Origin of the sequence: Nocardia sp. NBC_00511 (assembly GCF_045161165.1) — a bacterium.
GTDB lineage: Bacteria > Actinomycetota > Actinomycetes > Mycobacteriales > Mycobacteriaceae > Nocardia.
In genome coordinates, this window is the sequence record NZ_CP107849.1 from 5344094 (window position 1) to 5359797 (window position 15704).

Annotated in this window: 9 protein-coding genes; 5 read left to right on the plus strand and 4 right to left on the minus strand. The window is 70.2% G+C overall.

Annotated features, from left to right (window positions below; genetic code table 11):
- Nucleotides 1–243 precede the first annotated feature (243 nt).
- From OG300_RS25095 to OG300_RS25115, 5 genes are all read left to right on the plus strand, one after another.
- On the plus strand, nucleotides 244–3207 hold the full coding sequence (locus OG300_RS25095) for a DUF5691 domain-containing protein (RefSeq protein ID WP_405485491.1): 2964 nt from the start codon (nucleotides 244–246) through the stop codon (nucleotides 3205–3207).
- Nucleotides 3204–4304, plus strand: coding sequence for an AAA family ATPase (locus OG300_RS25100; RefSeq protein WP_405485492.1), 1101 nt, complete (start codon nucleotides 3204–3206; stop codon nucleotides 4302–4304). Before OG300_RS25095 ends, OG300_RS25100 begins: the two co-directional genes overlap by 4 nt.
- Nucleotides 4301–6592: a DUF5682 family protein gene (locus OG300_RS25105; RefSeq protein WP_405485493.1), complete on the plus strand. Its 2292-nt coding sequence runs from the start codon at nucleotides 4301–4303 to the stop codon at nucleotides 6590–6592. The genes OG300_RS25100 and OG300_RS25105 overlap by 4 nt, the downstream gene beginning before the upstream one ends.
- Nucleotides 6589–7749, plus strand: a complete 1161-nt coding sequence (locus OG300_RS25110; protein ID WP_405485494.1) for a VWA domain-containing protein — start codon at nucleotides 6589–6591, stop codon at nucleotides 7747–7749. The genes OG300_RS25105 and OG300_RS25110 overlap by 4 nt, the downstream gene beginning before the upstream one ends.
- 82 nt (nucleotides 7750–7831) lie before the next feature.
- Complete coding sequence (locus OG300_RS25115; RefSeq protein WP_405485495.1) at nucleotides 7832–9391, plus strand: protein kinase domain-containing protein; 1560 nt, start codon at nucleotides 7832–7834, stop codon at nucleotides 9389–9391.
- On the opposite strand, the gene OG300_RS25120 is transcribed toward OG300_RS25115, so the two are convergent.
- From OG300_RS25120 to OG300_RS25135, 4 genes are all read right to left on the minus strand, one after another.
- The gene (locus OG300_RS25120; RefSeq protein ID WP_405485496.1) at nucleotides 9381–10394 is read right to left on the minus strand and encodes a PHP domain-containing protein; all 1014 of its coding nucleotides are present in this window, start codon (nucleotides 10392–10394) and stop codon (nucleotides 9381–9383) included. The two genes, OG300_RS25115 and OG300_RS25120, sit on opposite strands and share 11 nt — an antisense overlap.
- A gap of 71 nt (nucleotides 10395–10465) precedes the next feature.
- Nucleotides 10466–12991 carry an ABC transporter permease gene (locus OG300_RS25125; RefSeq protein ID WP_405485497.1) on the minus strand — a complete coding sequence of 842 codons (2526 nt, stop codon included), beginning with the start codon at nucleotides 12989–12991 and terminating at the stop codon, nucleotides 10466–10468.
- A gap of 5 nt (nucleotides 12992–12996) precedes the next feature.
- Complete coding sequence (locus tag OG300_RS25130) at nucleotides 12997–13782, minus strand: ABC transporter ATP-binding protein (RefSeq protein ID WP_405485498.1); 786 nt, start codon at nucleotides 13780–13782, stop codon at nucleotides 12997–12999.
- Nucleotides 13783–13910: 128 nt separating this feature from the next.
- Nucleotides 13911–15665 (minus strand): protein kinase domain-containing protein, encoded by a 1755-nt coding sequence (locus OG300_RS25135; RefSeq protein ID WP_405485499.1) that lies wholly within the window; start codon nucleotides 15663–15665, stop codon nucleotides 13911–13913.
- Nucleotides 15666–15704: the final 39 nt, after the last annotated feature.

A 15704-nucleotide genomic window follows, 5' to 3' on the forward strand; every position in this document is an offset into this window, starting at 1 on the left:
GGATGATGTCCGGGCCACGACAGTGGTGCGCGAGACGCGCCGCTCCACAGGAGTCAACGGTAACTCCGCACGAGAGGCGGAAAACCCCGAAATCGCTAATGGGACAGAGATTTTCACATCACGATTCGATGATTTCTGTGGGCTCGCGCAGCAAATTCACAGCAAATACACACGGGTGGATCGGCGGGCCGGTCTGTCGGTGGGCTCGGATACAACTTTGCTCAACCGAGGAAGGGGGAACGGATGACCACCGCCTGGACCGCCGATCATGTCGGCTCGCTCGCACCGGACGCCGCGTCGCTGAGCGCGGCCCGCAAGCTGCGCGGCAAGTGGCACGGCACCGGAATCCACGACACCGCACTGTGGGGACTGTGCCAGGGCAGCGGTAGCCGCCCGTACCAGACCATCGTGGACCTGTCGGGGCCCGCGTACAAATGCACCTGCCCGAGTCGCAAGTTTCCGTGCAAACACGCACTGTCCCTGCTGTTGTCGTGGAGCGCGGGCGAGGTGCCCGCCACCGACACGGTCGCCGATTTCGCCGCCGACTGGCTCGGCGGCCGCAGCGCCCGCGCGGAAAAGGCGGCGGCGCAACCGAAGCCGGTGCGGGTCAGCGCCGCCACCGCCGACAAGCGGCGGGCACTGGTCGACGCGGGCCTCGGCGACCTCGAGATCTGGCTGACCGATCAGGTCCGCACCGGGCTCGCGCAGAGCGACCGCTCGCTGGCGGCCTTCGAGCGGGTCGCCGCCCGCATGGTCGATGCGAAGGCGCCCGGTGTGGCCACCGCACTTCGCCAGTTACCTTTGCTGACAAGCCATTCGGAATGGCCGCGACTGCTGCTGCGCGAATACGCCCGGCTGCACCTGCTGGCCACGGCGCACGCCCGGCTCGAATCCCTCTCCCCCGCACTGCAAGCCAGCGTCCGCACCCATGTCGGTTATTCGACCCAGGTCGACGCGGTGCGCGAGGAACCCGCTGTCCGTGACACCTGGCTGGTGCTGGGCATCCGCACCACCAGCGAGAACGCGCACAACAGCCGCCCACTGTGGACCCGCCGGGTCTGGCTGCGCGGCCGCACCACCGCCCGCTGGGCCCTGCTCGTCGACCATCAGTCCGGCAGCCCGTCCTTCCCCGCCGACACCCCGCCGCCGGGCCACCAGGTCGACGCCGAGGTCCACTACTACCCGGCCGCCGGTCCGCTGCGCGCCATCTGGGGCACCAGGCACGCGATGCCGGAACCCTTCACCACCCTGCCCCGCACCATCGTCGAACCGGTGGTCCCTCGATCCGATTCATCCACCGGCACAGTCGATCTCGCCGAGGACATCGCGCCGCAGGGCAGTATCGCGGCGGCATTGACCGAGCAGGCGGCGGCGCTGGGGGCGGATCCGTTCCTGCGGTCGTGGCCGGTGCTGCTGTCCGAGGTGGTGCCGGTGCGCGGGGAGGACGGCTGGCAGCTGGTCGAGGACGGGGGCGATGCACTGCCGGTGTCCATCGCGGACGGGGAACCGTGGCGGCTGCTGGGGCTCTCGGGTGGGCATCCGGTGAGCGTGGTCGGGGAATGGACGGTGGACGGGCTGGTGCCGGTCGCCGCGTTCACGGCCGCGTCGATGGTGGATGTCTCTGTGGCGGAAAGTAATTCGAACCAGGTGCGCGCCGGGGTGGCGGATGCCGGGAGCGCCGGGCTGGTATCGGCGGCGCTGGTCGGCACCGCCCGCGGCGTGGCCGACACCTCCGGGGTGGGCGGGCCGGTGGCCGCGGCGGTCGCGGGATTCGAGGGGGATCCCGCGGCGATGTTGCTGCGGACCGTGGCCTTGCAGGACTGTTTCGCGCGGGGCGGGGTGACGGCCGGGGCGGCCGAATTCTCCGAGACCGCCACCGACGACGCGCGGCCGCTGCTGCCGCAGCTCGCGGCGGCCCGCCTGGTCGATCTGCTGACCGACAATTCGCCGTTCCTGGAGGAGTGGTTCGCCATGGCCGGGCCGCGGGACTTCCGGGCCCCGGACAAGCTGGTCGCCACCCTGCTGGATCGGGCGAAAGCACTTGCCCCGCACCGGGAACCGCTGCTGGCGCTGGCCGGTGCGCGCGGCCGCTGGCTGGCCGCCCAGCATCCCGGCTGGCGCACGCTGGTGCGCGCGCCCGCCGCGGACGAGAGCGTGTGGTCCTACGGCCGTGCCGCCGAACGCCGGGCCTGGCTCACGCAGCTGCGGCGGCGAGATCCGGTGGCGGCCCGCGAGATCCTCGCCGGATCGTGGGGCAAGGAGTCCGGGCCGGGCAAGGCGGAACTGCTCGCGGTGCTGGCCGACGGGCTCACCCTCGACGACGAGGCGCTGCTGGAGCGCGCGCTCGACGATCGACGCGCCGAGGTGCGGCGGCTGGCGGCGGATCTGCTGGGCCGCCTGCCGAATTCGGATTTCGCGCGGCGCATGAGCGAGCGGGCCACGGCCTGGATCGGCTTCGGGCGGCGGCCGATCCGGCCGCAACTGGTCACCACCGGTCCCGGCGTGCTCGACGATGCCGCCCGCCGCGACGGCGTCGGAGATTCCTTCGGCTACACCGCCTACGGCGTCGCCGCGTATCGCGCCGACGGCGCACCCGACCTGGCCGCCGAATGGCTGCACCGGGTGGTCGCGGCCACCCCGCTGCGGCACTGGGAACGCCTGCTCGGCTCCCCGGAAGAGGCGGTGCGGGTGTCCACGGCCGCCGAGGTGCGCGGACCGATGTTCGCGGGCTGGACGGATGCCGCACTGGCGCAACGTGATCCGGACTGGGCGCGGGCGCTGTTCGGTGCGATCGCCGGCACCGAGGCCCGCAACAGCGACAGCGAGAAGCTGCGCGAACTGTTCGCGCTGCAACCGACCCAGGAACAGGTGCGGCATCTGCGCGGCCTGGACTCCAGCTGGCTGGCCGAGATCGAATCGCTGTTGCGCGCGGTGCCGCGGCCCTGGCCCGGCCCGACGGCCGAGCACGTGCTGCGGCTGCTGCTGGAACGCGCGCAGCTCTCGGCCGACCGTCCGGGCGCGCCCAGCCTGGTGCCCGGCTCGTATCGGACGCTGTTCCGCGCGGCGTCCGCCCACTTCCCGGTGGAACTGGCCGGACCGGTCGCCACCGTCGCCCGACAATGCGGAGATCCCTACTGGGAGCAGGATTTCGACCAGCTCGCCCAGAACCTCATTCAACGCAAGACGATGCTCGAGGAGTTGCAGTGACCATCATCGCCGAACAGGACGCCCTGCTGCGCCCGCACGCGGAACAGGCCTACGCCGACGAACTGAAGGCCCTCGCAGCGGCCGACGACCGCCCGCGCCCACCGTCCTGGAAACTCTCGCCGTGGGCGACGGTCACCTATCTGCTGGGCGGCACGCTGCCGGACGGCACCGTGATCAGCCCCAAGTACGTGGGCCCGCGCCGGTTGATGGAGGTCGCGGTCGCGACCCTGGCCACCGACCGCGCACTGCTGCTCATCGGCGTGCCCGGCACCGCGAAAACCTGGGTGTCGGAACATCTTTCGGCCGCCATCGCCGGACATTCGACACTGCTGGTGCAGGGCACCTCCGGTACCGCCGAGGAGGCCATCCGCTACGGCTGGAACTACGCGCGACTGCTGGCCGAGGGTCCCAGCGAGGCGGCACTGGTGCCCTCGCCGATCATGACGGCCATGCGGCTGGGCTCCATCGCCCGGCTCGAGGAACTCACCCGCATCCCCTCCGATGTGCAGGACGCGCTGATCACGGTGCTCTCGGAGAAGACGCTGCCGGTGCCGGAACTCGGCACGGAGGTGCAGGCGGCCAAGGGTTTCAACGTGATCGCCACCGCCAATGACCGCGACCGCGGCGTCAACGAACTGTCCTCCGCGCTGCGCCGCCGCTTCAACACCGTGGTGCTGCCGCTGCCCGCCGGTGAGGACGAGGAGGTCGCCATCGTCACCCGCCGGGTCGAACAGCTCGGCAGCGCACTGGAACTGCCCGACGTGCCCGCGGCCGCCGAGGAGATCCGGCGCGTGGTGCGGGTGTTCCGGGAACTGCGTTCGGGCATCACCGAGGACGGCCGCACCAAGCTGAAGTCGCCGTCGGGTTCGCTGTCCACCGCCGAGGCCATCTCGGTGATCACCAATGGCATCGCGCTGGCCGCGCACTTCGGTGACGGCGTGCTGCGGCCCGCCGATATCGCGGGCGCGGTGCTGGGCGCGGTGGTCAAGGATCCGGTCGCCGACCAGGTGGTGTGGACGGAATACCTGGAGGCCGTGGTCCGCCAGCGCGCCGACTGGGCCGACTTCTACCGGGCCTGCCGCGAGGTGAACGGATGACCGCCACCCTCGCCACCGCGACCGAGACCCGGATCTTCGGAATCCGCCATCACGGACCGGGTTCCGCGCGCTCACTGGCCCTGGCGCTGGCGAGCTTCCGCCCCGACGCCATCCTGATCGAAGGTCCGGCCGACGCCGATCCGCTGGTCGGATACCTTGCGGCGGAAGGCATGACGCCGCCGGTCGCACTGCTGGCCTATCAGCCCGACGCGCCGTCGAAGGCGGCGTTCTGGCCCTTCGCCGCGTTCTCCCCGGAGTGGGTGGCGCTGAGCTACGCGACGGAAAACGCTGTGCGCGTGGGCTTCTGCGATCTGCCCGCCGCGAACGCGCTCGCCGCCACCGACGAACCGGGCGATCGCACCGACCCACTGGCGCTGCTGGCCGCGGCGGGCGGCTACGACGACGCCGAACGCTGGTGGGACGCGGTCATCGAATCCTCCTCGGACGCCGATATTTTCGCCGCGGTCAACGAGGCGATGGGCGCGCTGCGCGAACACGCCGGGGACGCCCCAGCTGTCCCGGTCGTGGGGTCCGGAACAGCGGAGGACGACAGCAGCGACAGGGATTACCCGCGGATCGTCATCGACGCGCAGACGCTGCGCCGCGAGGCGCACATGCGGCAGGTGATGCGAAAGGCGTTGAAGGACGGGGCACAACGGCTGGCCGTGGTGTGCGGGGCGTGGCACGCGCCCGCACTCGAGGGCAAGCTGGGCCCGGCCGCGGCCGATGCCCGGCTGCTCAAGGGCCTGCCCAAGGTGAAGGCCACGCTCACCTGGGTGCCGTGGACGCATTCGCGGCTGGCCACCTCTTCCGGCTACGGCGCCGGAATCGATTCGCCGGGCTGGTATCACCACCTGTTCACCGAGACCCAGCAGCCGATCGCACGCTGGCTCACCAAGGTGGCGGGCATGCTGCGCACCCACGATCTGCCGGTCTCGAGCGCGCACATCATCGAATCCGTCCGGCTCGCAGACACTCTCGCGACGTTGCGCGGGCGGCCGCTGGCCGGGCTCTCGGAGGTCACCGAGGCCACCCGCGCGGTGCTCTGCGACGGCGACGAGACCATGCTGCGGCTGGTCAGCTCCGAACTGGTGGTCGGTGAGGCGCTGGGCGCGGTGCCCGACGGGACGCCGACGGTGCCGCTGGAGGCGGATCTGCGCGCGCAGATCAAGACGCTGCGATTGAAGCAGCAGGCGCTCGAGCAGACCCTGGATCTGGATCTGCGCACCGACGGCGGGCTGGCGAGATCGCGGCTGCTGCACCGGCTTCGGCTGCTGGGCATCGGCTGGGGCCGGATCACCGAGGGGCAGGTGCGCAATACCGGCACCTTCCGCGAGACCTGGACGCTGCGCTGGCGACCCGAACTGGCGATCTCGATCGTCGAGGCGTCCCGCTGGGGCACCACGCTGAGTTCGGCGGGCGAGGCGAAGATCCTCGACACCGCGGCCCACCCGGATGCCACCGTGGCCACCGTGGCGGGCGCTCTCGAGCAGGCGCTGCTGGCCGATCTGGGCGGCGCGACCGGGGGGCTGATCGCACGGCTGGAATCGGTTGCGGCACTGGATCACGACGTGACGCACCTGCTGTCGGCGCTACCCGGCCTGCTGCGCGTGCTGCGCTACGGCGATGTCCGCGGCACCGACACCGAGGCACTGACCATGGTCGCCAACGGCCTGCTGATCCGCAGTTGCGCGGGCCTGCCCGGCGCGGTCACCGGCCTCGACACCGATTCCGCCACCGCGCTGCGCACCCAGCTCGACGCCGTGCACCTGGCGCTGTCGGCCCGCGACGACGAATGGTCCACCGCCACCTGGCTTTCCGCGCTGGAACTGCTGGCCGATCGGGACGACGCGCACGGCGCGCTGGTCGGCCGCGCGGTCCGGCTGCTCTGTGACGCCGAACGCATCGACACCGTCGAATCCGGCCGCAGGCTCTCGGCCGCGCTGTCGGTGGGCCGCACCGCACCCGACAAGGCGGCCTGGGTCGACGGCTTCCTCGGTGGACGCGGCCTGCTGCTGGTGCACGACCGGAACATGCTCTCGCTCATCGATTCCTGGCTGTGCGGTCTCGACGAGGCCCAGTTCGTGGCCACCCTGCCGCTGCTGCGCCGCACCTTCGGCGCGTTCGAGTCCGGGGAGCGGCAGGCCATCGGCCAGGCCGTACGGCACGGCGCGCCAACGGTTTCGGCCGCCACCAGCGGCGGCTACGACACTCACCGGGGCACGCTCGCCATGGCGGGTGCGATCCAAATCCTGGGCAGCACAGACATTCGGGGAGGACTGTCATGACCGAAATCGACGAGGCGCAGGCGCGGCGGTGGCGGCTGGTACTCGGCAGCGCCGGGGAGCCGGGACTCGGCGGCGGCCTACAGGGTGCCGACGATCTGGCGATGGACCGGGCGCTGGGGGCGCTCTACGACAACACCGGCCAGGGCGGCAACGGACGGCGCTCCGCCGGGCTCGGCGGATCCGCGCCACAGGTGGCGCGCTGGCTCGGCGATATCCGCAACTACTTCCCCTCGACGGTGGTGGAGGTGATGCAGCGGGACGCGGTCGAGCGGCTCGATATCACCGAATTGCTCTTGGAGCCCGAGCTTCTGGAGGCGGTGGAACCCGACGTGCACCTGGTCGGCACGCTGCTGAGCCTCAACCGGGTGATGCCGGAGACCACCAAGGCCACCGCGCGCATGGTGGTGGGCGAGGTGGTCAAGGAGATCGAGCGGCGAGTGGCCGCGCAGACGGTGGCCGCGGTGGGCGGGGCGTTGAATCGCGCGGCCCGGGTGTCGCGGCCCAAACTGCGGGATATCGACTGGGACCGCACCATTCGCAAGAACCTGGCCAACTATCTGCCCGAGCATCGCACCGTGGTGCCCGAGCGCCTGGTCGGCTACGGCCGCAAGGCGCAGGCGGTGAAGCGGGATGTGGTGCTGGCCATCGACCAGTCCGGTTCGATGGCGGCCAGCGTCGTCTACGCCTCGGTGTTCGGCGCGGTGCTGGCGTCCATGCGCTCACTGCGCACCTCGCTGGTCGTCTTCGATACCGCCGTGGTCGATCTCACCGAGAAGCTGGCCGATCCGGTGGAGGTGCTCTTCGGCACCCAGCTCGGCGGCGGCACCGACATCAACCGCGCCATCGCCTATTCGCAGTCGCTGATCACCCGCCCGGCCGAGAGCATGTTCGTGCTCATCTCCGACCTCTACGAGGGCGGCGTGCGCGCCGAGATGCTGCGTCGCATTCGCGCCATGAAGGAGTCCGGCGTGCAGGTCATCGTGCTGCTGGCGCTCTCCGACGAGGGCGCCCCGGCCTACGACCGCGACAATGCCGCCGCCCTGTCCGCCCTCGGTGTCCCGGCCTTCGCCTGCACCCCCGACCGCTTCCCCGACCTGCTCGCCGTCGCCCTGGATCGCGGCGATGTACAGGCGTGGGCGCATCTCAACGCGGGCTGAGGACCGGTTGCGAGGACAATGGGTCGTCATACCGCACTGATAAGCTACGGCGGATTTGTCTCGTGGAAACGGGGGCTCGACTTTGCGCTCTGGTGATGTGTTCGCCGGTTACGTCATCGAACGCGAGCTCGGTCGCGGCGGTATGGGATCCGTCTATCTGGCCAAGCATCCGCGGCTACCGCGCATGACCGCGCTCAAGCTGCTCAATCAGGAGATGTTCTCCGACGACGAGATTCGGGCCCGGTTCATCCGGGAGGCGGATCTGGTCGCGCGCCTGGATCATCCGAACATCGTCACCGTGTACGACCGCGGCGACGAGGGTGAGCAGCTGTGGATCTCCATGCAGTTCATCGACGGGGTGAACGCGTCGGCCATCAGCCCGGGCGCGCTGCCGCCGATGCGGGCCGCGCAGATCACCGGTGAGACCGCCAAGGCCCTCGACTACGCGCACGGGCTCGGTGTCCTGCACCGCGACGTGAAACCGGCGAACATCCTGCTGGCCCGCTCCTCGAGCAAGACCGGTGCGGCCGAACGGGTGTACCTCACCGACTTCGGCATCGCCCGGCTGCGCGACGACACCGGACATCTGACCCAGACCGGCACCGTGACCGCCACCCTCGCCTACGCCTCCCCCGAGCAGCTCACCGGCGCGACCCTCGACGGCCGCTCCGATCAGTACTCGCTGGCCTGCACGCTGTTCCAATTGCTCACCGGCGCGGTGCCTTTCGAGGGCACCAGCCCGGCCGCGGTGATCCGCGGGCACCTGCAGCAGACGCCGCCGGCCGCCAGCCCGCTGCGCGCGGGCCTGCCCCGGGCCGTCGACAGTGTGCTGTCGCGGGCGCTGTCCAAGCGGCCCGCGGACCGCTTCCGCTCCTGCGTCGAGTTCGCGACGGCGGTGGAACGAGCGCTGTCGGCCCCGGCTCCCGCGCCGCGCCCGCCGACGCCCGCGCATCCGCAGCCGCTGGTGGCGCCCCGCCCGCCGACCCCGATCCGGCCGCAGCCGGTGGTCCAGCAGCAGCCGCCCGCGCAGCAATCCACGCCCCGGCCGCTGGCGGGCCCGGCATATCCGAACCCGTCGGTGCCCGCGTATCCGCATCAACCCGCGCCCGGCCCGTCCTACACCAATCAGTCGGCGGCCCCGGCCTATCCGAACGCCTCGCAGTCGGGGCCCGCGTATCCCAGTCCGGCTCCGGCCAATCCGGCGTATCCGAACCAGTCGCAGGCGAATCCGTCGTATCCCGGTCCGGCTCAGTCGACTCCGGCGTATCCGCAGCAGTCCGCGCCCGGTCCGGCGTACACCAACCAGTCGCCGGCGGTGCCCGCCTATCCGCATCAGCAGAATTCCGGACCGTCCTACACGAATCAGTCCGGCGGGTTCAATCAGTCCTCGTATCCGCCGCGGAACACCACGCAGCCGCCGAACTATCAGCAGCCGCAACGTAGTTCGATGCCGGTGGGCTGGATCATCGCCGCCATCGTCGCGGTGCTGGTGGTGGTGATCATCGTGATCGCGGTGATCATCAAGAGCGGCAAGTCGAAGGCCGACGCCCCGCTGCCCGCCGACACCGTGTCGCTGTCGTTCCCGAGCTATCTGTCGCCGGACGACGCGAGCGCACCGAGCCCGTTCCGCATCACCCTCTGACGGTCTTCGTCCAGGTCAGCAGTTCGTCGACGGGCCAGGTGTTGACGATGCGGTCGACCGGGATGTCGGCGTCGAGGGCGCGCTGCGCGCCGTAGCCGAGGAAGTCGAGCTGGCCGGGGGCGTGCGCGTCGGTGTCGATGGCGAACTCGCAGCCCAGGTCCCGGGCCAGGGTGAGCAGGCGGGTGGGCGGATCGCGGCGTTCGGGCCGGGAGTTGATCTCGACGGCGGTGCCGTGGTCGCGGCAGGCGGTGAACACCGCCTCGGCGTCGAAGGCGGATTCCGGACGCAGTCCGCGACTGCCCTCGACCAGGCGGCCGGTGCAGTGTCCGAGCACGTTCGTCCGGCCGTTGGTCACGGCGTGGATCATCCGGCGGGTCATCGCGGCGGCGTCCATCTTCAGCTTGGAGTGCACGCTGGCCACCACGATGTCGAGACGGTCGAGCAGTTCGGGCTCCTGATCGAGGGAGCCGTCGTCGAGGATGTCGACCTCGATACCGGTCAGGATGCGCATCGGCGCGAACCGCTCGCGCAGCCCGTCGAGCACGTCGAGCTGGTGGCGCAGCCGCTCGGGTGAGAGCCCGTTGGCCACGGTCAGCCGCGGCGAATGGTCGGTGAGCGCGCAGTACTCGTGGCCCAGCGCTCGCGCGGCGGCCATCATCTCCTCGATCGGCGCGGACCCGTCCGACCAGTTCGAGTGGGTGTGCAGGTCCCCGCGCAGTGCGGCCCGCACCGCTCCCCCGCCCAGATCCTTTGCCGAGGAACGCAATTCGACCAGCACGTCGGGTTCGCGTCCGGCCCAGGCCTGTGCGATCACCGCGGCCGTCTTCGGCCCGATCCCCGGCAGCGACTGCCACCCGTTCGACCGCCCCAGCCGCTCCCGCTCGGCCGGATCGAGCCGCTCGACGATATCGGCGGCATTGCGGTAGGCCATCACCCGCCGCGATTCCTCCCGCGCCCGATCCTTGAAGTACGCGATCCGGCGCAACGCTTCGACAGGATCCATCCCTCCAGTGTGCACACAGGCCCGGTCCCACCACCGGGGACCGGGCCTGTGTCGTTGTCGACCGGCGGGGGCTACAGGTCCGCGATGGCCGCCAGCGGCGGCGTCCGGGCCGCGCGGATCGCGGGCCACAGCGCGGCCAGCACCCCGACCACGCCGGAGGCCAGCAGCATCAGCACGATCTGGGTCCAGGGGATGGCGATGGTCGCCAGGCCCAGATCCTTGAGGGTGCGCAGGAATCCGATGCCCAGGCCGATGCCGAGGATGACACCGACCACCGCGCCGAAGATCGCGATCAGCATGGATTCCAGATAGATGCTGCGCCGCACCTGCGGTCGCTGCATGCCGACCGCGCGCAGCATGCCGATCTCGCGGCGGCGTTCCACCACCGACAGCGCGAGGGTGTTGACGATGCCGAGGATGGCGATCACCACCGCCAGCGCCAGCAGGCCGTACAGAATGGCCAGCAGCGTATTGATCTGCTTGCCCTGCGCGCCCTTGTAGTCGTCGCGGTCCTGCACCTGCACGATCACGTACTGCGCGGTGGCCTTCTCCAGATCGGTGCGCATGGCCTTCAGGTCCGCGCCCGGCTGCGCGGCGATCAGCACCACGAAGCTGGACTGGTAGCTGACCGGAACCACCTTGTCGTACAACGACATCGGCGCGACCATGGCCTGCAGCAGCGGGGTGTCCTTGTAGACGCCGCTCACCGTGACCGGATACTTCTTGCCGTCCATGCTCGTCACCTCGACGTGCTGACCGGCCTTCCAATTGTGGTCGGTGGCAAAGGTTTCCGACACCAGCACGCCGTCGTCACCGAGGGTGTCGTTGCCCTGCACCATGTCGTACTTGAGCACCGTGTTCATCGGCGCGTCCGGCGCGGTGCCCACCACCTGCTTGCCGTCCACCTTCACGATCAGGCCGTGGAAGGCCACCACGTCCTTCACACCCGGCACCTGCTTGACGGTGTCGGTGGCGGCCAACGGCACGCTGATCAGCCCGCCGGGCGGCCCGGCCAGGATGTAGTCGGCCTTCACACCCTTGTCCACCAGATCGCTGACACTGGCCTTGGCCGACGAGCCGAGAATGCCGATCGCCGACACCAGCATCAGGCCGAGGGTGAGCGCGAACGCGGTCGCCGCGGTGCGGCGCGGATTGCGAATGGCGTTGTTGCGCGCCATCCTTCCGATCGGACCGAACGGGCGCACCAGCACGCTGAGCACCTCCAGCACCGGACGCGACAGCGCCGGGGAGGCGAACAGCACCGCGAAAATCAAAGCCGCCGCGCCGATTCCGACCACCGCGGCAGCGTTGCCACCGGTCCCGCGCGCACCCAGCACCACCAGCACCACACCGGCCACCGCCAGCACCGCGCCGATGATGGTGCGCACCCGCAGCGAGTCACCGGCCGAGCTGGCGCCCTCGCGCATCGCCTCCACCGGCGGCACCTTCGCGGCGCGGCGGGCGGGCGCGTACGCGCTGGCGACCGTCACCACCACGCCCACACCCAGCGCCACCAGCACGGTGCGCGGCTCCAACGACATGGTGCCGGTGGGCAATCCGAGGCTGAAGGCATTGAGCACCGCCGACAAACCGAACGCCAGCCCGACACCGGCGGCCAGCCCCAGCAGGCTGCCGATCAGCCCGACGATGAAGGACTCACCGACCACCGAGCGCGAGATCTGCCCGCGGCTCGCGCCGACCGCCCGCAGCAGCGCCAACTCCCGAAGTCGTTGCGCCACCAGCATCGAGAAGGTGTTGTAGATGATGAACGTGCCGACCAGCAGCGCGATCGAACCGAACGCCAGCAGGAAGTAGTTGATGAACTTCAGCGCGTTGCCGAGCTGCTCCTTCATCTCCTCACGGACCTGGTCGCCGTTCTGAACCTTGTAGTCCGGCAACGCCTTCGCCAGGCTGTCGCGCAGATCATCGGCCTTCACACCGGGTTTCACGGCGATGTCGACGTAGGCGACGTGCTGGCCGTCGGTGAACAGCTGCCGCGCCTGGGTGTCGTCGAACAGCACGCCGACGAATCCGCCGGTGTTGGAGGCGGGTTCGTAGATGCCGGACACGGTCACGTCGATGGTCCCCTTGGAGGGAATCAGCACCTTGGTGTGATCGCCGACGTGCAACCCGGCCTTGTCCGCGCCGCCGCTGTTGATCGCGACCTGGAACGGCGCGGTCGGCGGCCCGCCCGCGACGAACGGATCCGGTTTGGCCACCGCCTGGTCCGGCGGCAGATACGACTGGCCCCAGCTCGGCGCGCCACCGGTCTGCACGGCGTGGCCGTTCTCCAGCAGCACCACCGGGCCGTTCACGCTCGGCGCGACGGTGCGCACCCCGTCGGTGGCGGCGATCTTGTCGACCACGTCCAGCGGCACACCCAGCGACTGCTGCTCCTTGCCGCTGACCCGGACGTCCACGCCCTGAGCCTGATTGGCGAAGATGCCGTCGAAGGTGCTCTGCAACGTATCGGTGAAAACGAAGGAACCCGAGATGAAGGCGGTGCCCAGCACCACCGACAGCACGGTCAGCACCAGGCGCACCTTGTGCGCGGCGAGATTGCGCAAGGCGACCTTGCGCATGACGGAGGAAGCCATCGGGGCTACGCCTCCCCGCGCTTGGTTTCCAGCGACTTCATCTTGTCGAGCACGGAATCGGCGGTGGGGTCCCGCAATTCGTCGACCAGCTTGCCGTCGGCGAGGAACACCACCCGGTCGGCGTAGGAGGCGGCGCGCGGATCGTGGGTCACGATCACCACGGTCTGCCCGAACTCGTTGACGGCGGCGCGCAGAATGCTGAGCACCTCACCGGAGGAATGCGAATCCAGGTTGCCGGTCGGCTCGTCACCGAAGATGATGTCCGGCTTGCCCGCCAGCGCGCGGGCACACGCCACGCGCTGCTGCTGGCCGCCGGAGAGTTCGCTGGGCCGGTGGGTGAGCCGGTCACCCAGGCCGAGACGCTTGACCACGGTCGAGAGCCACTCGTCGTCGGCCTTGCGGCCCGCGATGTCCAGCGGCAGCGTGATGTTCTCGAGCGCGGTCAGGGTCGGGACGAGGTTGAAGGCCTGGAAGACGAAACCGATCCGGTCGCGGCGCAGGGCGGTCATCTGCTTGTCGGAGAGCTTGGTCAGGTCGGTGTCACCGATGTGCACCGCGCCCGCGGTCGCGGCGTCCAGACCGGCCAGGCAGTGCATGAGCGTCGACTTGCCGGAGCCCGACGGGCCCATGATGGCCGTGAACTCACCCTTCGCGAACTCGGCCGTCACCCCGGCTAGTGCGTGGACCTGTGTGTCGCCCGAGCCGTAGATCTTGACCAGATCGGTCGCACTGGCGGCGACCGCGGCTGCCCCCTCTTGCAGGGCGACGGAATCCGAGACGTTCGAAGTCATGGGTCCAGTGTGTCGAGGATCGCCGCCGCATGCCATCCGGGAAGTCCCGGAGTGTCGTGTCCTCATGGAGTCCACACAAAGTCGCACCCGGTCCGCGACCCCGGAACTACCCGGCCGCGACCCGGGTATCAGTGCACCGGAGCACTCTTGAACCAGGTCAGCAGCTGATCGTCGGTGATCAGGAAACCCGTGCTGTACATCAGGAACGAGTAATCGCCGTCCGGTGCGTGGAATTCGGTCACCAGCCGCGGCCGCAGCAGCGTACTGCCCGACAGCGCGTAATTGGTGTAGCTGCTGCCGTTCACGGTGAGGTCGGTGTGGGTGTTGGCGGGCAGCGCGCTCGCCGCGTCACCCGCGCCGGTGGGCGTGCGGTACATCAGGATTCGGTACGACGCGCGGCCCGCACCGGCGGGGCAGTCCCAGCTCAGTGCCCAATTGCCGAAGTCCGGATCGCCCGCGCCGGTGTCGGGCGGCGGGGTGGTGCGCCCGTAGGTGGTGCAGGCGATGCCCTGATATCCCGCACCGGAATTGGCGTCGGCGGTGGGATCGGCGGTCGGCAGCATGGCCGGGAACCGCTTGCTGATCACCTGCGCGTCCTGCCCGGCGTGGTCGGGGACCGCGGCCTCGGTGGGAGTCGGTTCGGCCGTGGTGGGTTCGGCGTCCTCGGTGGTGGTCACCGGGGCCTCGGTGGTGGTGGCCACTGTGCCCGAGGATTGGTTGCGGTCGAGGTAGGCCAGGCAGCCGCCGACCGCGAGCACCGGCAGCACCACGATCACCACCGCGCCCCACAGGCAGCCGCGCAGCTTGGAGCGCTTCTTCTTCGGCGGCGCCACCGCACGCTGCCGGGTGCGGGCCCGGGTCGGCTCGGCCTGCGCGGGCACCGCCGCGTACGGGTCCGACGGGTAGCGGGCGGTACCGGGGTGATACTGACCCGGCTCCGAATACTGCTGCCCCGGTGCGGAATTCGGGTCGACGCCGCGCAACGGCGCACTCAGCTGCGCGGTCGGCACGGGCTGGGCGTACGGCCTGGGTGCGCCGTAGTTCAGCTGGCCGAGCACCTGGGTCGCCCCGGCCGGATTCTCCAGCGCCTGCATGGCCGCGGTGGTGAAGTCGACGCAGTTGTCGAAGCGGGCCTGCGGCTGCTTGGCCAGCGCGCGAGCCAGCACCGCGTCCAGGGCCGACGGCAGACCCGGCCGCAGCGAACTGACCGGCGGCGGCGTCTGGCTCAGATGCCCGTGAATGATCCCGACCGGATGTTCGGCCGTGAACGGCACATTGCCGGTGAGCAGGCGAAACAGGGTGCAGGCCAGCGAATATTGATCGGTCTGCGGGCCCAGCGGCTGCCCGGACAGCTGCTCCGGGGACGCGTAGGTCAGCGTCGCGGTGAACGAACCGGTCTGGGTGAGCTTGGTGGCGTCGTCGCGCAGCCGCGCGATCCCGAAGTCCGCCAGGAACACTCGCTCCTCGGCGTCCACCCGCTCCAGCAGAATGTTGGCGGGCTTGACATCCCGGTGCAGCACCCCGCGCCGATGCGCGAAATCCAGCGCCCGCGCGGTCTCGGCGACGATCCGGATCGCCTGCCGCGGCGGCAGATTCGCCGCCTCCAGGCCCGACGCGTCGACGCCGTCGATGTAGCGCATGGCGATCCACAGCTGACCGTCGTCGAGGCCGCGGTCGTAGACCGGCACGATATTCGGGTGATCGAGCTGGGCGACCACATCGGCCTCCCGCTCGAAGCGGCGGCGCACCTCGGTGTCGCCGACCACTTCCCGATTCAGCAGCTTCAGTGCGATCAGCCGAGGTAGTCGCGGATGCCGGGCCAGGTACACGGAGCCCATGCCGCCACGGCCGAGTTCACGTTCGATCTCGTACCCGGCAAACACTTCTCCGCTGCGCAGCACAAAGCCCTCTCTCTGTCAGAT